The following is an 18,971-nucleotide window of genomic DNA, read 5'->3' on the forward strand; positions in this document are numbered from 1 at the left end:
GTGGCGGCGATGGTGGCCATGCCTCCGTCGGTGGGGAGTTCTCCCATGAGGGTGGCGCGGGCGGCGACGAGGTGGCAGGCGTCGGGGAGGTCGAAGATCCCGGCGATATGGGCGGCGGCGATCTCGCCGATGGAATGTCCGATGACGGCGTCGGGGCGTACGCCGACGGAGTCGAGGAGTCGTGCCAGGGCGATGTGCAGGGCGAACAGCCCGGCTTGGGCGTAGGTGGTGTGGTCCAGCAGCCCGTTACGCTCTTGGTCGGTGTCGAAGACCACCTGCCGTAGCGGGTGTTCCAGGTGTGGATCGAGCAGGCCGCACACCTCGTCGAAGGCTTCGGCGAAGACGGGGAAGCGGTCGTAGAGTTCGGCGCCCATGCCGGGGCGTTGGCTGCCCTGCCCGCTGAACAGGAACACCGTCTGACCGGTGGCCTCGGCGGCCCCGCCGGGGTGCACGAGACCCGGATGTGGTTCTCCGGCGGCCAGCGCCTCAAGCCCTGCCACCAGTTCCTCGCGGTCCTGGCCGATGACCACGGCGCGGTGGTCGAAGAGCGTCCTGGACCGCAGCAGGGACCAGCCCACCTCGGCGGCACTCACCTCGGGATCGGCGTTCACCCGTGCCACCAGCGCCCGCGCCTGGCCTCGTAACGCCTCCGTACCGCGCGCCGACACCACCCACGGCACCGGACGCTCATCCACCGGCTTCAGCGACTCCACCGGCCCCGTCTCAGCGGCCCCCGCCGGGGCCTGCTCCAGAATCAGATGGGCGTTCGTCCCGCTGATGCCGAACGATGAGACCCCCGCCCGTCGCGGATGCTCGCCCCGCGGCCACTCCCGGGCCTCGGTCAGCAGATGGACATCGCCCGCGTTCCAGTCCACATGGGGTGTGGGTTCGTCGATGTGCAGTGAGGCGGGCAGCACCTCGTGGCGCATGGCCATCACCATCTTGATGACCCCGGCCGCGCCCGCGGCCATCTGCGCATGCCCGATGTTGGACTTGATGGACCCCAGCCACAGCGGGCGCCCCTCGGGCCGCTCCTGCCCGTATGTGGCCAGCAGCGCCTGGGCCTCGATCGGATCGCCCAGCGACGTACCCGTACCGTGTGCCTCCACCGCGTCCACCTCGGACGCCGACAGCCGGGCGTTGGCGAGCGCCTGCCGGATCACCCGCTGCTGCGAGGGTCCGTTCGGCGCGGTCAGGCCGTTGCTGGAGCCGTCCTGGTTGACCGCCGTGCCCCGGATCACAGCCATCACCCGGTGGCCGTTGCGCCGCGCGTCCGACAGCCGTTCCAGCAGCAGGACGCCCACGCCCTCGGCCAGAGTCATGCCGTCGCTGTTGGCCGAGAACGCCTTGGACCTGCCGTCCGGCGCGAGCCCGCGCAGCTCGCTGAAGCCGATGAACGGTGCGGTCGAGGACATGACGGCCACGCCCCCGGCGAGCGCCATGTCGCATTCGCCCTGCCGGATCGCCTGGCAGGCCAGATGCATGGCGACCAGGGAGGAGGAGCACGCGGTGTCCACCGTCACCGCGGCCCCCTCGAGACCGAGGGTGTACGCCACCCGGCCGGACACCACGCTGGCGGAGTTGCCGATGGTGAAGTAGCCGGCCGAGCCCTCGGGCACCTGGGAGGCGTCGGAGCAGTAGTCGAGGTGATCGCAGCCGATGAAGGTGCCGGTCCGGCTGCCCCGCAGCGACTCCGGGTCGACCCCGGCGTGCTCGATGGCCTCCCAGGACGCCTCCAGGGCCAGCCGCTGCTGCGGCGCCATCCCAAGGGCCTCGCGGGGGCTGATGCCGAAGAACGCGGCGTCGAATCCCGCGGGGTCGTCGATGAAGCCGCCCTCGCGCGTATAACTCGTCCCCGGGTGTTCCGGGTCGGGGTGGAAGAGGTTCTCCAGATCCCAATTGCGGTCGGTGGGGAGTTCCGAAATGGCGTCCCGCTCCGTCGCGACCAGTTCCCACAGCTCTTCGGGGGACCGTACGCCTCCGGGGAAGCGGCAGGACATTCCCACGATGGCGACCGGCTCGTGCCCCGCGGACTCGACATCCTTCAGACGGCGCTGCGTCTGCCGGAGATCCGCCGTCACCCGCTTCAGATAGTCGAGCAGCTTCTCTTCATTGCTCGCCATGGTCGGCCACCCCCATTTCCCTCGGTCCGGAATGCTGAACGCTATTGGCGGTGGCAGTCGTAACTGCCTTGCAAAGTACTTCCGTCGGGGAAGGTGAAGCTCGTGGTGTCCTTGAAATGCCCTGGCCCGAGCACCTGGTAGTCATCCTTGAGGTCCAGCTTCACGCCCGTCGTCTGCCCGGAGGCATTCGGTGTGATCACCTGGGTGAGCGGCCCCTTGAATATCAGGTGGCCGTCCTTCCAGCCGGACGAGGTGTAGTTTCCGGAGGAACCCCAGTTGTCGTGGTACTGGGTGATGAATGTCCCGTCCACGGGATTCCATCCGAAGGATGAACGGCCGACCACACTGCCGGGTTCGAGCGTGGCGTCCGTGTAGAGGTAATGCCCGCCCATGGCCCGCTTGGTGTTCAGCTTCAGCACCGCCGGCTTTCCGCCCGGCGGCGGGGTGTAGTCGCAGGTGTAGGAGCCGAGCAGAAAGTCCAGGTCGCGGATCTGCGGGGGAGCGGGGAGCGGATTCCCGCCGCGCGGCGGTTTGGCTCTGGTATCGGGCTCGGCGTTCACCGGGGAGACGGTGAGGGCGATCAGGCTCACCGCGGCCACGCCCACGACACCGGCCGGGACCTGCCGGGTCCACCTCCGCCGCCTGGCCGTGTCCCGCGGTTTCCGTCCCCGTTGCTCCGAGCTTTCGGTACGCACACTCGACTCCCAACCGTCAATCGGGCGCTGACCTGCGGCTGAGCCACCTGATCGGCGGCTTGTCCGGATACGGCGACCATCATTTGTGCCGTCGCCAAAGTGGGTCTAACGCCCGGCTTGGCCTCCTCCCGGACGGGACGTGGCATCGCATTAGGCCAGCTTTAGCCCGCCCACCGACCATGAATGCCGACCATGGCGATGAGGAGGATGACGATGAGCGGCTGGCCGGAGCTGGAGAAGTACATCGATCGGGCGCCCACCTCGAAGGAGATGATGGCCTGGATCGAACTGATCGTCAGCCAGGGCATTCGCCGGGCGGGCTATCCGGCGGACGGCTGGACCGAGGAGTGGGCCGCCGAACAGTTCCGGGAGACGGGCCTGGAGGACGTACGGCTGGAGCCGCTGGACACGCCCATCTGGCGGCCGCGGTCCGCCGCCTTCGAGATCTGGCCCACCGGCCGGCCCGATGAGGTCATCCGCTTTGAGGGACTCGCCCTGCCGTACACCACCCCGACCGAGGGCACCGAGGGCCGGCTGGTGCGGATGGAGGACGGGGAGGTGCGGGGCTCCATCGCGGTCCAGGAGATCGGCTTCACCCGGCTGCCGCAGACCGAGGTGCAGGCCCGCGCCACGGCCTCCTACGACCCCGAGGGCGTGTTCCCCGACCTCGTCCAGACCGTGCCCTTCGACCTTCCCCATGTGCTGGACTTCGACATCGCCATCAAGGACGGCGCCACGGCCTATGTCGGCCTGCTCACCGGACTGCCCTGGGAGACCAGCGACTTCTACTGGCCCTATGACGCCGAGCGGCGCTCCGTCCCGGGCATCTGGCTGAGTGGCAAGGACGGGCAGCGGGTCCGCGAGCTGATGGCCTCGGGGGAGTGCGAGGGCCGGATCGTCTCCGATGCCACCATCACCGAGGAGACCACCCACAATGTGGTGGGCACCCTGCCCGGCGCCTCCGACCACTGGGTGATCGTCGGCTCACACCACGACGGTCCCTGGGCGTCGGCCGTGGAGGACGCCTCCGGGGTGGCGCTCGTCCTGGCGCAGGCGAAATTCTGGGCGTCGGTGCCCCGGGAACTGCGGCCGCACAACATGCTGTTCGTGCTGACGTCGGGCCACATGGCGGGCGCGGCGGGCACCCAGGCGTTCATCGCGGCGCACCCCGAGCTGTTCCCCCAGGTCGTCCTCGAAATGCATCTGGAACACGCGGCACGCCAGGCCGAGGTGGTCGACGGGGAGGTCGTGCCCACCGACGACCCCGAGGTGCGCTGGTGGTTCACCACCCAGGCGCCCCAGCTGGAGCAGCTGGTCGCCGAGTCGCTCGCGGCGGAGGACCTGCGCCGCTCGTGGATCCTGTCGCCGACCGCCTTCGCGCCGAACCCGGCCACCGACGGCGCCTACTTCTACTACACGGGTGTGCCGCTGGTGCAGCTGATCACCACGCCCATGTACATCTTCGATCCGCGGGACACCCCGGACAAGGTGGACGAGCAGAGCCTGGTGCCGCTCACCAAGGGGGCGGCGCGGATCATCGCAGGTACGGCGGGCTGTGAGCCCGGCACCCTCCGGGTGCCGATCCAGACCGCGGCCGACGGGACGGAGTAGGACCGCCGAACGGGGACGGCCCGCCGAGTTCCGGCGGGCCGCCACCCGTCGCCCTACCGGCGACCCGACAGCCGGCACAGCGCCTTGGCGGTTCGATGCGGATCGCTCTCGGAGCGGGCGGTGAGGACGACCGCGCCCCGCCGCTCGGCACCCTTCTTCGCGGCCACCGCCACCTCCACCTCCACCGAGCCACCGGCCCTGGCGGTGGCGAGACGGTTGGGCAGCCAGGCGGACCAGCCGCGGCCGAAGGCCCTCGCCGACAGCCGGTAGACATCCGAGTCCACCGATGTGGCCGGAGTCGTCGTCCGGTCCCCGGTGGCGCGTCCGGTGTTGTCCAGGCCGAAGGTGCACACGGCCCGGGAGCGGGAGGGATCCCCCTTGGCCTCGCCGCGGTGCAGGGCCACGCCGCGCCGCTGCGGTCCGGCGCCGTCGAGGGACTTCACGGCGATGGTGTACGAGAGCACCCCGGACCTGTCGCGCTTGAGGTCGAGCACATAGAAGTGCAGCCGGTTGGCCCGGTCGACGTACTCGTACTGGCTGCCGGAGTCGGCTCCGGCGTGGAAGAGCGCATCGCTGAGCTGCCGGTAGTCGCCCATGGTGATCTTCTGGTCGGTGCCGTCGGGGCGCCGGAAGTCCACCAGGTCGATGTCCTCGGGGTGGGCGTCGACCACCCAGGCGAACGGGGCCCGGTCCTTGTTCTTGGTCTTGGCCAGCAGCACCCCGTGGTCCGGGGTGAACGAGTCCATCCCCATGCGGTCGACGACCTCGACGGTGTAGTTGTCGTAGCCGCCGCCGTCGCACAGCGGGTCGGTGCCGTTGTCGCAGGGCTCCGACAGGTCGCCGCCCATGGTGATGTTGACCCCGGAGAGCCCCTTCTCGCCCGGTGGCGCCGAGCGTGCGGTGACCCGGGCGACGACGAGGCCGGAGCCCTTCAGCGCGTCGCGGTCCAGCCGCAGCACGTTCTTCTCGTCCACGATCCCGAGCTTCAGCTTGTCGCGCAGCACATGCTGGGAGCCCATCGAGCCCCCGGCCGTGGCGGGGATCCGCCAGCGGGTGTGCGGTCCGCCGGGGCCGTTGAAGGAGCCGCGGGAGAGCATGCTCCAGATACCGGTGTACGAACGGCTGAGGGGTGTGCCGTACGGGTTGTTGTAGTTGTCCCCGATACCCAGGATGTGGCTGAGCTCATGGGCGTACACGGCCATACCGGAGCTCTCGGCCTGCACCGATGACCCGTCGGCGGCGTTGGGCCAGATACGGGCGGCGGCCTGCCAGGACGTCCACGGCACATAGCGGGTCCGCGCGGAGTTGTCGCCCGCCGCGGCCGGTGGCCCCCAGGCGGCGGGTATGTCCGGTGCGCCCGGGAACTTCATCGGGCCGAACTCCTGCCAGGTGGACGACTCGTCCTGGCCGGCCGTGAGATAGAAGACGAAGTCGAACGAATCCGCCTTGTCGGCGCCGACATCGGCCACCCAGGCGGCCTTGCCGTCCTCCCGGATGTCCTTGCCGCAGGTGTCCCCGGCCGGGCAGGCACCCGGGTTCATCGAGTCCTCGACGCCGTACTGATAGGACTTGCCCGGCATGCGGTACACACCGAAGGCGGTCAGATCGACACCGATGCGGCCGCCGGAGTCCTCCATCCAGTACTCGTTGATGGTGTGACCGTTGTTCAGCGGCCCAGGTGTGTTGAGGAAGTCCTGGTAGAAGCGCGGGAGGCGGCCGCGCGGAACATCGGAGGCGCTCGGCTGCGGATTGCCGAACAGAGTGGACCGGGCCGGCCGGCTGACCGTGAACTCCTCGTCCGGATAGTCCAGGAGCACCAGCGCGCCCTTGAAGGTGCGCTGGGTGGGCTTGACGGCGGGGTCCGCCCAGCGGGTCCCGGGGACCGCGCGGTAATCGGCCCAGGTCATGTCGTCGGGGTTGCGCCACTGCTGCGGATCGATCGGCCGCACCAGCGACGGCCGGGCGGGACCGGCCGACGGGGTGCCGTCGGGGGTGGCCCGCGCGGGTCCGGCGGCGATCGCCGCCGCGGTGGCGAGGACGGTGGCGACGACGGTCAACCGGCCGACGGGTCTTCGGGGGAGGATCAAGGCTCACCTCGTGTCGGGCGTCTCGGAGCTCAGACATGACAAGCCGTGCGAGCGGTATGCCTACCGCTGCCCAAAGGTAGGACGGGGAAAGGAGGGACGCCAGAGTGCCTCGGGGCACCGGAGCGCATGGGGACTGCCGGAGTGCGTCGGGACGCCGGTCGGAAAGCGCGATAGCGTGTACCGGCCAACGGGAGCTGCCGCCGCCTGGGACTTCGTCAGCGCGACCCGGGAACAGCCCACCCCGGAAGGCGAAGTGCGCTCGCGCCCCCGAGGTGCGTCCGCGCTCGCCCGAAGCCGGGCACCGGCCCTCCCTCCCGTCCGGCGCGATTCGTGGATACCAGCACTAGGAGCCCTCTTGACCAGCCCAGAACAGCGCATGGCTGACCTGCTCAAGACCTTCGGTGAGCCTGCGGCGAACACCGCGTACCTGCTGTGCGACAGGCACCCGGACGACGCCGTCGCGTTCACGGTGGTGGGCAAGGACATGACCGGCCATGACATGACGTACGGGGAGCTTCGTGACCGTTCCTCGCGGATGGCCGGTGCCCTGGCCGCCCAGGGAGTCGGAGTGGGCGACCGCGTCGCCACCTTGATGGGCAAATCCGCCGAACTGCTGGTCGCGAGCCTTGCGATCTGGCGGCTCGGGGCCGTCCAGGTGCCGCTGTTCACCGCGTTCGCCCCACCGGCCATCGCGCTGCGGATCACGGGCAATGACACCAAGGTCGTGATCACCGACGCCGATCAACGCCCCAAGCTGGACCCGGAGTCGGGCTTCCCCGGCGAACGCCCCTGGCGGATCGTCACCACCGGGCCGGTCACCGGGGCCGATCTGTCCTTCGCGGAGCTGGCCGAGGGGCACGACCCGCTGAGCGAGTCCGCGGCCGTGGGCGGCGACGGGCTCATCGTGGAGCTGTTCACCTCGGGCACCGCGGGCACGCCGAAGGCCGTCCCGATCCCGCTGCGGGCGGTCGCGAGCTTCGCCATGTACCAGCAGTTCGGCCTGGACCACCGGCCCACCGACGTCTTCTGGAACGCCGCCGACCCGGGCTGGGCGTACGGCCTGTACTACGCGCTCATCGGGCCCCTCGCCCTCGGGCAGCGCGGACTGCTGCTGAACGGCCTGTTCTCCGCGGAGTCCACCTGGGAGGTGCTCTCCCGCTTCGGGGTCACCAACTTCGCCGCCGGGCCCACCGTCTACCGCAAGCTGCGCGCCTCCGGGGTTCCCGCCCCCGCCGGTCTGCGGCTGCGCTGCTGCTCCGCGGCGGGCGAACCGCTGCCCCCGGACGTCGTCGACTGGGCGCTCGAGACGCTCGGTGTGCCCGTCCGCGACCACTACGGCTCGACCGAGCTGGGCATGGTGATCGCCCACGCCTGGCACCCGGCCCTGCGCGAGGAGATCAAGCCCGGCTCCATGGGCCGTCCGCTGCCCGGCTGGGAAATGAAGATCCTCCGCGAGGACACCAACTCCGCGCTGGCCCGCGTGGACATCCCCGGCCGGGTCGTGGTGGACATCGCCGAAAGCCCGCTGATGTGGTTCAAGGGCTACCGCGACGCCCCCGAGCAGACCGCCGAGAAGTTCAGCCCCGACGGGCGCTGGTTCTACACCGGTGACACCGCCGCCCGCGACGAGGAGGGCCATCTGTTCTTCTCCGGGCGCGGCGACGACATCATCCTGATGGCCGGTTACCGCATCGGCCCCTTCGAGGTGGAGACCGTGCTGCTGGAGCACGCCGCGGTGGCGGAGGCCGCCGTGGTCGGCGTACCGGACGAGGAGTACGGCGAGGTCGTCGAGGCGTTCGTCGTGCCGCGCCCGGGGGTCGAGGCGGGCGACGCGCTCGCGGCCGAGCTGCAACAGCTGGTCAGGGAGCGGTACGCCAAGCACGCCTATCCGCGGCAGGTGCACTTCGTGTCCGAGCTGCCGAAGACCTCCAGCGGTAAGACGCAGCGGTTCCTGCTGCGCCCGCAGCAGCCCGCGCCGCGGAGCCGTTGAGCACGTCCGGCGTGAGGTAGCGGGCCCCGCGTACGCCCCGGGGACCGCGTACGCCCCGGGGACCGCGTACGCCCCGGGGACCGAGTACGCCCCGGCGCTCCGTGTTCGCACACGGGGCGCCGGGGCGTTTCCGTGGTCCTGAGGCGTGGCTCCGTGGCGTGGCCCGGTGACCTGGCCCCGAGGTCAGCCGCGGGACCGGGACAGCGCCTCCCGCACCGCCTCCTCCGTGCGCCCCACCACCGCCGAACCGTCGTCCGCCGTGATGATGGGCCGCTGGATGAGCTTGGGGTGCTCGGCGAGCGCCGCGATCCAGCGGTCCCGGGCGCTCTCATCACGCGGCCAGTCCTTCAGCCCCAGCTCCTTCGCGGCCGCCTCCTGGGTGCGGGTGATGTCCCACGGCTCCAGCCCGAGCCGGTCGAGCGCCGCGCGGATCTCGTCCTGGCTCGGTACGTCCTCGAGATAGCGGCGCACGGTGTAACCGGCGCCCTCCGCGTCGAGCAGGGTGAGCGCGCTACGGCACTTCGAGCATGCCGGATTGATCCAGATCTCCATGTCGCACACGGTACCGCGAAAGCGCCTTGGAACGGGGTCTGACCAGGGGTCTTTGTCAGTACCCGGCCGTAGAATGGAGGGAGTTGACGGGAAGGTTTCCCGACCGACTCAGGAGGTTGCCGATGGCCGTTGCCGGACCCCCTCTTCAGGATCTTCCGACCTTTCCCACCCTGCCGAAGAAGCGGATGCCGGCCGGGCGCCCGCGTGAGTGGTACGAGTCCCACAACCGCCGTCTGAAGGCGATGCGCCTGGCCATCGCGCTGCTCAACTCCGGTGTCTACCGCCCCGAGCAGGCATCCAACCGCAAGATACGGTCCACGGCCACCCGGATCGGGGTGCATCCGCCGTCCGACACCACCTGCCGGATGGTGCGCTCCCTCATCCGCACCGACCACACCACCCACCACACCGACCGCGCCGCCTGCGGCTGATAACCGTAAGGTCGCCGCGCCTCCGGTTCCTTTCCGCTCGGTGGAAAGGAACCGGAGGCTCTTCCGGGAATCGCGCGGTGTCGGGCCGGACGGAATTGCGGGATGACGAGGTGCCGGGAAAACGTTCCGCGGAGAGCCGTGGTGGCCGTTCCGGATATCCGGCTGCGCGGTTCCTCGGGGGGTTTCTCTCCGCGCTTCCCCGCCACTCTCCGCGCTGCCCCGCCCCGCTCCCGTTGCGAGGGGGCAGGCGTGGGCGCACGCTCTCCTTGACGGAGGGAGTCAGCGATGACCCAGCAACCGCCGTCGGAGGTGGTCGACCGCCCGGTCGTCGGCTCGTACCCGACCTATGCCGGGGCCCAGCGCGCGGTGGACTTCCTGTCCGACAACAAGTTCCCGGTGGAGCACACGGCGATCATCGGCTCGGACCTCCGGATGGTCGAGACCGTCCTCGGGCGGCTGACCAGGGGTCGGGCAGCGCTCGCGGGTGCCGGTACGGGGGCCTGGTTCGGGCTGCTGATCGGGCTGCTGCTGTCCGTGTTCGCGGCGGGCGCCCACAACGTGATCGTGCTGCTGGTGAGCGGTCTGGTCTACGGTGCGGTGTTCGGCGCGATCTTCGGTTTCGTCGGGCATGCCATGACCGGAGGGCGGCGCGATTTCGCGTCCCGCAGCCAGATCGTGGCCGCGCGCTATGACGTGGTCGCGGACGCCCAGGTCGCCGATGACGCGAAGAACATGCTGGCCAGGCTGGCGATGCGGGAGGGCTGAGCGGCTCCGGGGGCTTTCGGGGGGTCCGCGCACGTACTAACGACATTAGGAGTAGGGTGTGGCTCCGAGAGAGATCACACCGAACCCGAGGAGCGACGGTGACCACCGGCGGGAGCATGCGCGCGGACGGAGTCCTTCCGCGGATCCTGCTCGTCGTCGTGCTCGCGCTCGGGGTCTTCGTCATGCACACCCTGGGTCACCCAGGCGGCGGCTCCGGCTCGGGCATGACCCATTCGACGGGCCATGCGTCCGGTGAGATGCGCCCCGCGGGGCACAGCGGCGCCCCCGCGGCGCACAACGGCGCCCCCGCGACGTACGGCGGCGTTACGGCCGTCACCGACACCGGGCCGCGGCGGGCCGCTCCCGCCCCGTCCGCCGAGGACGGACATGCCCCGGCCGCGCCCGAGACCAAGCCACGCGAACCCATGACCGGTATGGACATGGCCTCGCTGTGCGTCGCGGTACTCGGCGTCTGGGTGCTCGGAGCGCTCCTGCACGCCGTGCTCGCCCGCCGGAGTGGTCCGCCGCTGAGGCTTCCCGTGGCTGCGGCCGTCGTCGCGCGCCCCGATCCTCCCTCGCCCGGCCCCGACCTCACTGCCCTGTCTGTTCTGCGGATATAGGCCGAACCGCGCGTAAAGCGCCGGTACGCCCCATGGAACAGTCAACACTTGGCAAAAAGAGGTATATCGACATGACCGTATTCACACGTGTCCCGCGTCGGCCGCTTCACCGCCGTCTCGCACTCGTGGGCATCGTCGCCGCCGGAGGGCTGCTGCTCGCCGGCTGCGGTGGCGATGGCGACACGAAGGGCATGGACCATGCGAGCGCGAAGGAGTCCGCCACTTCCGAGGTGACCTCCACCTCCGAGGCGACCGCGAGCTCGGCCGCGGGCGCGTTCAACGACGCGGACGTCAGCTTCGCGCAGATGATGATCCCGCATCATGAGCAGGCCCTGGAGATGGCCGGGCTGGCCGACGACCGCGCGTCGAACGCGCGGATCAAGAGCCTGGCGGGGCAGATCGAGAAGGCTCAGGACCCGGAGATCACCACCCTGAAGTCGTGGCTCAAGGGCTGGGGTGAGCCGGAGAAGGCATCCTCGGGCGAGATGCCCGGAATGCACCACGGCGCAAGCGATAAGAGCGCCATGGGCGGAATGATGTCCGAGGAGGACATGCGCAAGCTCAAGGCCGCCAAGGGGTCCGCCTTCGACCGGGCCTTCGCGAGCATGATGATCGACCATCACAAGGGTGCGATCGCCATGGCCAAGGACGAGAAGAAGAACGGCCGTAACGCCAAGGCCAAGAAGCTCGCCGATGACGTCGTGAAGAACCAGTCCACCGAGGTCGCCACCTTGCGGACGCTGCTCGACCGGCTCTGAGGCACGTCACGGCGCTGAGTCGCGTCACACCCCGCCCCGGGTCCTGCGGGTCCCTCCGTATGGCCCGGGGCGGGCCCTGGGGCGTCCCTGGAGTGCTACATCCCGGGGACGCAGCCCAGGACGGGCGGCAGCAGCGGTAAGCCCGCCGCGACCGCGGCCACCACGCCGCACAGTGCCGGATGCGGACGCCGCCGGGCGTCCAGCATCCGCCGCAGCCGGACCACGGCGCCCGGTCCGCCGACGGTGAAGGCTCCGCCGGGGGCATGGGGGGCTTGGCCCGCCGCCATCGTGTAGAGGGCGGAGACGAGAGCCTGGCGCGGATGGCGGCGCAGCGCGCGGTCGTCCGCGGCCATCTCCAGCAGCAGTGCCGTCTGTGCCCTGGCCTCGCGCGCCAGCGGCAGCCACCGGAACACCCGGGCGAACGCCTCCGTGGCGGCCAGCGCCAGATGGTGGCGGCCCGCGATATGCGCGCGCTCATGCTCCAGTACGGACTCCAGCTGTACGGGGGAGAGCAGCCGCAGCGCGCCCGCGCTCACCACGATCCGCGGCCTGCGGCCGGGCAGGCAGTAGGCCGCGGGCGTGTCATGGTCCAGCACGGTGGCGCGCAGCCGCGCCGAGCGCCGGCCGACCAGGTCCAGAACGCTCCGGTGGCGGGCGCGGACGCGCCGGGCCCGCAGCACCTCGTGGCCGAAGAACGCGAGTGGGATCAGCGCCACCGAGGCCGGTACGGCGATGGCCGGAACGCCGATCGGGCCAGTGCCCGGGATCCGGGCGTCCGGCGTCAATCCACAGAACCGGAGCAAGCCGGACATTCCATTATGAAGATGCCAAGTTGGGGTGACGAGGTGATAAGTGGTCAGAGCCAGCGCGATGGTGAACGACAGGACCAACCCATGCCAAACGGCAACCGCCAAGGCGGGGGCGCGATAAGGCCAGGTGCTGTGCGCCAGCGCCTTGGGGGCCACTGCGCCGACGACGGCGGAATAGCAGGCCAGGGCGAGGGCGGCCGTCACGCCTTGGTCCGCCGCCCCGCGGCCCGCAGGGCCTTGCGCAGCGCGCTGACCTCCTCGGGGCCCATCTGCTCGACGAAGTGGGCGAGGGCGGCGGAGCGGTCCTCGCTGGTGCCGAGCGCGTCCTCCATCAGTGCCGCGGTGTACTCCTCGCGGCTGCGGACCGGTGAGTACACCCACGCCCGGCCCTCCTTGGCGCGCAGCAGCCAGCCCTTGTTGTAGAGGATGGAGGCGACGGTCATCACCGTGGTATAGGCGACCGGACGGTGCTCGTTGATGTCGTCCACGATCTCCCGCACCGTCGTGGGACGCTGCCAAGCCCAGAGGCGGTCCATGATCTCCGCCTCGAGCTCCCCCAACCGTCGCATGGACGCTTCCTTCCGCCGTTAGTACGGAGGCCCATAGTAGAGACCCCTCGGCGGGGCGCCGCACCCGGCTGGGGAAAAATCCTCAACTCGCCCTGCCCGCGATAGGCTTGACGTCACGCGCATTCAAATCCGCACGGTTCGAGGGAAGGGAAGTCCGGGTGACTGGTCTCAACAAGGGGCTTCAGAAAATCGAGGTGGCGCTCAAGTGGGATCCGAGTCCCCTCGGTGAGCCGCCCCATGATCTCGACATCGTGGCCGGGACGTACCGCGCCGCCGATCCGTACGGTGCGCCCGCGTACCTGGTCCACTTCGACAGCCGCTCACCGGACGGCACCATCAACCTCAACAGGGACAGCCGTACCGGTCAGGGCCTTGGCACCGACGAGTCCATGACCCTCGAGCTGGAACGGCTGTCGTCCGAATACGCGCGGGTGGTCGTCGGGATAACCATCCAGCAGGGCTCGGGGCGGAAGACGTTCGGGGATGTTCCGAACACCAGTGTCCGGATTCTCAACGGATACACCGAACTCATGACGAGCGACTTCACCGGTGTCTCAGAAGCCACTTCCGCCACGGTCGCGGTATTCACCCGGGACGACGCGGGGGAATGGGGAATTCAGAGCGCTATTCGTGGATTCGACGCGGATCCCGAGGGCTTTGGGCAGCTCATGGGGAAGGACTATTCCTGAGCGTCCGGGCTCCGACTTCCCGAGGGCTTCCCAAGGGCTTCCCAAGGGCTTCCCAAGGGCTTCCCAAGGGCTTCCCGAGAGGCCGGGCCGCCGGGGTCCGGTGCGGCGCGGGGCCCGCACGATCGCCGTGCGGGCCCCGCGTCGATTCCGGACATCGGGTCAGATGTCGGATCCTGGCCCGGTCGGCGGACGGCCCGGCGAGCGCGGCCCCCGGGTGAGGGTGTAGCCGCCCACCCCGGCGAGCGCCGCCAGCGCCGCGCCGATCACGGTCCACACCCAGCGGTCCGACCACCAGCCGGAGCCCCAGCCGTCCTCCGGTTCGGCGACCGCGTGCGGGACCTGCCCGCCCTTGTCGTCCGTGGAATCCGAGGCCGTGTCGTCGTCCGGCGGCTCGGAATCCGTCCCGGGGGCCGTTCCGGCCCGCAGCACCGGATTGAGCGGTGTCACGTCCCCGCCGTCGGCGTGCGCCCCGCCCCCGTCCCGTACGGACGCCTCGACCTCGGCGTCGATCGGCAGCCCGAGGTCCTGGGCAGGCAGATCGACGACGGTGAGCCGCACGTAATACGCGCCCTGGAGAGGGTCGTTGGCCCAGCGCTCGGACCAGGACCGCACCTGGCGCAGGGTGCAGCTCACGGTGACCGTCTCGTCCTGCTGGGACGCCCGGCGCGCCGGGGTGCCCGAGGCGCACGGCTGGTGGCGACGGAGACCGTCGTAGACATCCAGCTGCCAGGTGGCGCTGCCGTGCCGGCTCGATGCGTCGGGCAGCTTCAGCTCCGCCTCGACCTCGGGGACCTGCCCGGCGGCGGCCGGGAACACCCAGTACAGATAGTCGCCGGTGGAGGCCGCCGCGGTGGCCTGCTGACCGGGCTTGATCTCGGTGGCGGTACGGAAGCCCGTCCCCGCCTCGGTGGGCGCCTCCGCGCCGCTCTTGCCGTCCGTGCCGTCCTTACCGTCCGCGGCGGCCGGTGCGGCGGCGGTCAGCCAGGCGGCGGCGCACAGGGTGAGCGCGGCGCCGAGAGTACGCAGGGCTCGCATCAGTTGGACCTCCAGACGGTGACACGCCAGCGGGCCAGCCAGCCCCACAGCAACCCCACGAGCAGCCCGCCCACGGTGAGCACGCCCAGCAGCACCCAGCCGCGGCCCAGGCCGAAGGCGGCCACATCGGCGGGCGGATCGTCGTTGTCCACCACGTCGACGGCGAGCTCCACCGGAAGGCCCGGGGCGCGCTTGACGGAGGCGGGCGCGGAGAACGACTGGCTCAGCTCCACGCACACCGTCCGCGCCGTCTCGTCCTCGTCGTCGTCCACATCCGCGACCGGATAGCGCAGTCCGCTGGAGATGACGTCCGTACGGCCGCTGCCCGCCTCGCTGCCGCGCACCAGCTCCCGGCCGCCCGGGGTCACCGCCCGTACCAGCACGCCGTAGTCCGGGTCCACCGCGCGGTCCACGGCCACGCTCGCCGAGGCCCGCAGCTCCTGACCGGGCGCCACCCGCATCCGGTACCAGCGGTGTTCCCCGAAGCCCTCCCGGTCGCTGTAGAGGCCGGAGCCCAGGTACGGGGCCTTCGCGCACCGCGCGGCGCCCCGCACCGGCGTGGGCGTCTCCACGGGCGTGTCGGCGGAGCGCCGGACCAGCTGCTTGATGCGGCTGGAGAGCTGGTCCCGGTGCTGGATCGCGGTATACGTGCCACCGGTGGCCTCGGCGATACAGCTGAGCTGCTCGCGGACCTTGCGGTCCAGCGTAAGACCGAGCGTGTCGACGACCAGGTGGGTTCCCTGGGCGGCCAGTTCCCGGGCCACATCACACGGGTCCGGCAGACCGCAGGAGTCCTCGCCGTCCGTGATCAGCACGATCCGGCGGGTCCCCTCGCCCCCGGAGAGGTCCTTGGACGCGCCGCGCAGCGCGAGCCCGATGGGCGTCCAGCCGGTCGGGCGCAGTGTGGCGACGGCCGCCTTGGCCTCGGTGCGGTCCACCTGGCCCACCGGGTAGAGCCGCTCGCTGTCCTGGCAGCCGGCCTTGCGGTCCTTGCCGGGGTAATTGGCGCCGAGGGTGCGGATGCCCAGCCGCACCTCCTCGGGTGTGGCGTCCAGCACCTCGTTGAACGCCTGCTTCGCTGCCGCCATCCGGGTGTCGCCGTCGACGTCGCGGGCCCGCATGGAGCCGCTGACATCGAGCACCAGCTCGACCTTGGGGGAATCGGGAGCCGGTTCGCCGGCCATCGCGGCGGGAGGGGATATCAGGCCGCAGGCGAGGGCCGCGAGCAGCCCCAACGCGCCTGTCGCCAGACGTTTCTTTATGATCACCGGCGCATCTTATGGAGCATCATCCGACTGATCCAAAAGCCCGGCCACCACGGTCGGGGCATACCGCGCCGGGTGTACGGGTGGTGTCCGGGTACTCCCCGGGGAGTGGACGAGAATCCGTCTGGTGTCAGCCGCGGCGTTTGCCTCCTCCTCTTAGGGTTTCACCTATGGATCTCCGAAAGACCCGGCCGAGGGGCCGGCGCCTGGTCGCCGCCGTGGCCGCCGCGGTCCTCATCGCGGGCGCGGGCACCTGGGCGGTGGCCGCCTCCGGCGACCGGCCGGCCGTGCACCGCCAGGACCGCGTGCTGGACATGCCGGGCGCGCGCATCGACACCTCGTACTTCACCGCGGGCACCGGCCGCAGGCCCGCGGTCCTGCTCGGCCACGGCTTCGGCGGCAGCAAGGACGACGTACGCGACCACGCCGAGGAACTCGCCCGCGACGGATACGCGGTGTTGACCTGGTCGGCGCGTGGCTTCGGCAGATCCACGGGGAAGATCGGGCTCAATGACCCGGACGGCGAGGTGGCCGATGTCCGGCGGCTGATCGACTGGCTGGCGAAACGTCCCGAGGTGCGGCTCGACCGCCAGGGCGACCCCCGGGTGGGCGTCGCCGGCGCCTCCTACGGCGGTGCGATCTCCCTGCTCGCCGCCGGATACGACCGCCGGGTGGACGCCATCGCGCCCGAGATCACCTACTGGAACCTCGCCGACGCGCTCTTCCCGAACGGCGTCTACAAGAAGCTCTGGGCCGGGCTGTTCTTCACCACCGGCTTGGCCGACCTCAGCGGCGCCCAGGGCGGTCAGGAGGACGCCGGCGGCGCGGGCGGCGGGGGGATGGGCCCGGGAGGCCAGGGCGGCCAGGGCGGCGGAGGCGGCGGGACGGGCCAAGGAGCCCAGACGGACCCGGGAGGTCCGAACGGCGGGGGAGAGGCCAGGACGGACCAGGGCCAGGGCTGTGGCCGGTTCGAGAAGCAGCTGTGCGAGATGTACGAGCGGGTCGCGGTCGCCGGAAAGCCCGACGCCGCCGCCCGCCGGCTGCTCGAGGCCCGCAGCCCGTCCGCCGTCGCCGACCGGATCAAGGTCCCCACCCTGATCCTCCAGGGGCAGGCCGACTCCCTCTTCCCGCTCGGCCACGCCGACACCATGGCGAAGGCGATCCGGGCCAACGGCGCGCCGGTCGCCGTCGACTGGACGGCCGGCGGGCACGACGGCGGCGACCGCGAGACCTCGCGGGTGGCGGCCCGCACCGGCGCCTGGTTCGACCGCTACCTCAAGGGCGACAAGGGCACCGACACCGGACCCGCCTTCCGGATCAGCCGCACCGGCGGCATCGACACCACCAACGGCGCGGTCCAGCTGCGCGGCGCCACCGGCGACCGCTACCCCGGCCTCGGCGACGGCGGCCGCACGGTGGCGCTGCGCGGACGCGAGCAGTCGTTCGCCAACCCGCCCGGGGCGGGGCCGCCCTCCATCTCCACCGTGCCGGGCGTCGCCGGGCTGTCCCAGGCGTCCTCGCTGGGCGTCGGCCTCTCCCTCGACATCCCCGGCCAGTTCGCCCGGTTCGACTCGGAGCCGCTCGACCGGCCCCTGCGGATCACCGGATCGCCCGAGGTGAAGGTGCGGGTCAAGGCCGACACGGACGACGCCGTGCTCTTCGCCAAAGTCTACGACGTGGGGCCGGACGGACAGCAGGTACTGCCCGAGCAGCTGGTCGCGCCGGTGCGCGTCGACGGCGCGAAGCAGGGCCGTACCGTCACCGTGCGGCTGCCCGCCGTGGACCACGAGCTCATCGCGGGTCACCGGCTGCGGCTCGTGCTCGCCTCCACCGACCTCGGCTACGCCTCCCCGGACGAGCCCGCCACCTACACGGTCGGGCTCGCGGACGGCGGTCTGACGGTGCCCACCGCACCCGGGGTGCACACCCAGCCGGCCCCGCTGCCCGCCTGGGTGTGGGGGCTGCCGCTCGGCGCGGCCGTGGTGGCGCTCGTGCTGCTGCTGACCGGCAGGCGGCGTACGGCCACTCCGCCGCCCGACCCCGAACTGGCCGAGGTGCCCCTGGAGATCACCGGTCTGAGCAAGCGCTACGCCAAGTCCGCCGACCGCTACGCGGTGCGCGACCTGTCCTTCCGCGTCGAGAAGGGGCAGGTGCTCGGGCTCCTCGGGCCCAACGGCGCGGGCAAGACCACCACGCTGCGGATGCTGATGGGGCTCATCGCCCCCGACGCCGGCGAGATCCGGGTCTTCGGCCAGGCCATCAGGCCGGGCGCGCCCGTGCTCTCCCGCGTCGGCGCCTTCGTCGAGGGGGCGGGCTTCCTGCCGCATCTGACCGGCAGCGCCAACCTCGAGCTGTACTGGCGGGCCACCGGCCGCCCCGCCGCCGACGCCCATATCGAGGAGGCCCTGAAGATCGCGGGCCTGGGCAACGCGCTGGAGCGTGCCGTACGCACCTACTCCCAGGGCATGCGGCAGCGGCTGGCCATCGCCCAGGCCATGCTGGGCCTGCCCGATCTGCTGATCCTCGACGAACCGACCAACGGCCTCGACCCGCCGCAGATCCGCGAGATGCGCGAGGTGATGATCCGGTACGCCGCCGCCGGGCGCACGGTGATTGTTTCCAGCCATCTCCTGGCGGAGGTCGAGCAGTCCTGCACCCATCTGGTCGTGATGGACCGCGGCCGGCTGATCCAGGCGGGCGCGGTCGGCGAGATCACCGGCAACGGCGGCAGTGTGCTGGTGGGCCACGACGGTGAGCTGAGCGAGGCCCTGCTGGGCAAGGTGGGCGCGCTGCCCGGGGTCGCCTCCGCCCGCCGCACCGCCGACGGACTGCTCGTCCAGCTCGACGGGACCACCCCGGCGCGCCTGCTCACCGAGCTGGTGCGGCTGGAGGTCCCGGTGACCAGCTTCGGGCCCAACCGGCGCCTGGAAGACGCCTTCCTGACGCTGATCGGAGGAGGATCCGCGTGAGCT

Annotated in this window: 16 protein-coding genes; 8 read left to right on the forward strand and 8 right to left on the reverse strand. The window is 71.1% G+C overall.

Going from position 1 to position 18,971, the window contains the following annotated elements:
• On the reverse strand, positions 1 to 2,123 hold a 2,123-nt coding region (locus ABD329_RS19100; RefSeq protein WP_344316667.1), incomplete at its 3' end, for a type I polyketide synthase.
• Positions 2,124 to 2,164: 41 nt separating this feature from the next.
• Positions 2,165 to 2,728 (reverse strand): hypothetical protein, encoded by a 564-nt coding sequence (locus ABD329_RS19105; RefSeq protein ID WP_309142749.1) that lies wholly within the window; start codon positions 2,726 to 2,728, stop codon positions 2,165 to 2,167.
• Between the two features lie 303 nt (positions 2,729 to 3,031).
• Between ABD329_RS19105 and ABD329_RS19110 the strand changes: the two genes are divergently transcribed.
• Positions 3,032 to 4,429, forward strand: coding sequence for a M28 family peptidase (locus ABD329_RS19110; RefSeq protein ID WP_198277851.1), 1,398 nt, complete (start codon positions 3,032 to 3,034; stop codon positions 4,427 to 4,429).
• A gap of 53 nt (positions 4,430 to 4,482) precedes the next feature.
• On the opposite strand, the gene ABD329_RS19115 is transcribed toward ABD329_RS19110, so the two are convergent.
• Positions 4,483 to 6,516 carry a M6 family metalloprotease domain-containing protein gene (locus ABD329_RS19115; protein WP_198277850.1) on the reverse strand — a complete coding sequence of 678 codons (2,034 nt, stop codon included), beginning with the start codon at positions 6,514 to 6,516 and terminating at the stop codon, positions 4,483 to 4,485.
• Positions 6,517 to 6,871: 355 nt separating this feature from the next.
• Between ABD329_RS19115 and ABD329_RS19120 the strand changes: the two genes are divergently transcribed.
• Complete coding sequence (locus tag ABD329_RS19120; RefSeq protein WP_198277849.1) at positions 6,872 to 8,506, forward strand: AMP-binding protein; 1,635 nt, start codon at positions 6,872 to 6,874, stop codon at positions 8,504 to 8,506.
• Between the two features lie 183 nt (positions 8,507 to 8,689).
• Here the strand turns inward: ABD329_RS19120 and ABD329_RS19125 are convergent, their stop codons facing one another.
• Positions 8,690 to 9,058 carry an arsenate reductase family protein gene (locus ABD329_RS19125; RefSeq protein WP_198277848.1) on the reverse strand — a complete coding sequence of 123 codons (369 nt, stop codon included), beginning with the start codon at positions 9,056 to 9,058 and terminating at the stop codon, positions 8,690 to 8,692.
• 122 nt (positions 9,059 to 9,180) lie between these two features.
• Between ABD329_RS19125 and ABD329_RS19130 the strand changes: the two genes are divergently transcribed.
• The 4 genes from ABD329_RS19130 to ABD329_RS19145 all read left to right on the forward strand — a co-directional run bounded on the left by ABD329_RS19130 (position 9,181) and on the right by ABD329_RS19145 (position 11,632).
• On the forward strand, positions 9,181 to 9,489 hold the full coding sequence (locus ABD329_RS19130) for a hypothetical protein (protein WP_198277847.1): 309 nt from the start codon (positions 9,181 to 9,183) through the stop codon (positions 9,487 to 9,489).
• A gap of 285 nt (positions 9,490 to 9,774) precedes the next feature.
• The gene (locus tag ABD329_RS19135; RefSeq protein ID WP_198277846.1) at positions 9,775 to 10,254 is read left to right on the forward strand and encodes a YflT domain-containing protein; all 480 of its coding nucleotides are present in this window, start codon (positions 9,775 to 9,777) and stop codon (positions 10,252 to 10,254) included.
• Positions 10,255 to 10,352: 98 nt separating this feature from the next.
• Complete coding sequence (locus ABD329_RS19140; protein ID WP_309142748.1) at positions 10,353 to 10,874, forward strand: hypothetical protein; 522 nt, start codon at positions 10,353 to 10,355, stop codon at positions 10,872 to 10,874.
• Positions 10,875 to 10,945: 71 nt separating this feature from the next.
• On the forward strand, positions 10,946 to 11,632 hold the full coding sequence (locus ABD329_RS19145; protein WP_198277845.1) for a DUF305 domain-containing protein: 687 nt from the start codon (positions 10,946 to 10,948) through the stop codon (positions 11,630 to 11,632).
• Between the two features lie 95 nt (positions 11,633 to 11,727).
• Here the strand turns inward: ABD329_RS19145 and ABD329_RS19150 are convergent, their stop codons facing one another.
• Together ABD329_RS19150 and ABD329_RS19155 are read right to left on the reverse strand one after the other, a co-directional pair.
• A complete protein-coding gene (locus ABD329_RS19150) occupies positions 11,728 to 12,444 on the reverse strand; it encodes a M56 family metallopeptidase (protein WP_246618543.1) in 717 nt (238 codons plus the stop codon).
• Positions 12,445 to 12,641: 197 nt separating this feature from the next.
• Positions 12,642 to 13,010 (reverse strand): BlaI/MecI/CopY family transcriptional regulator, encoded by a 369-nt coding sequence (locus ABD329_RS19155; RefSeq protein ID WP_198277843.1) that lies wholly within the window; start codon positions 13,008 to 13,010, stop codon positions 12,642 to 12,644.
• A gap of 107 nt (positions 13,011 to 13,117) precedes the next feature.
• Between ABD329_RS19155 and ABD329_RS19160 the strand changes: the two genes are divergently transcribed.
• Positions 13,118 to 13,699: a TerD family protein gene (locus ABD329_RS19160; protein WP_214664993.1), complete on the forward strand. Its 582-nt coding sequence runs from the start codon at positions 13,118 to 13,120 to the stop codon at positions 13,697 to 13,699.
• Between the two features lie 159 nt (positions 13,700 to 13,858).
• Here ABD329_RS19160 and ABD329_RS19165 read toward each other — a convergent pair whose 3' ends face one another.
• Both ABD329_RS19165 and ABD329_RS19170 read right to left on the reverse strand, forming a co-directional pair.
• Positions 13,859 to 14,734 carry a hypothetical protein gene (locus tag ABD329_RS19165; RefSeq protein WP_198277842.1) on the reverse strand — a complete coding sequence of 292 codons (876 nt, stop codon included), beginning with the start codon at positions 14,732 to 14,734 and terminating at the stop codon, positions 13,859 to 13,861.
• Complete coding sequence (locus ABD329_RS19170; RefSeq protein ID WP_198277841.1) at positions 14,734 to 16,002, reverse strand: VWA domain-containing protein; 1,269 nt, start codon at positions 16,000 to 16,002, stop codon at positions 14,734 to 14,736. The genes ABD329_RS19165 and ABD329_RS19170 overlap by 1 nt, the downstream gene beginning before the upstream one ends.
• Positions 16,003 to 16,169: 167 nt before the next feature.
• Here ABD329_RS19170 and ABD329_RS19175 point away from each other — a divergent pair, with 167 nt between their 5' ends.
• A complete protein-coding gene (locus ABD329_RS19175; RefSeq protein ID WP_344316668.1) occupies positions 16,170 to 18,968 on the forward strand; it encodes an alpha/beta fold hydrolase in 2,799 nt (932 codons plus the stop codon).
• Positions 18,969 to 18,971: the final 3 nt, after the last annotated feature.

The organism is Streptomyces javensis (genome assembly GCF_039525925.1).
Classification (GTDB): domain Bacteria; phylum Actinomycetota; class Actinomycetes; order Streptomycetales; family Streptomycetaceae; genus Streptomyces; species Streptomyces asiaticus.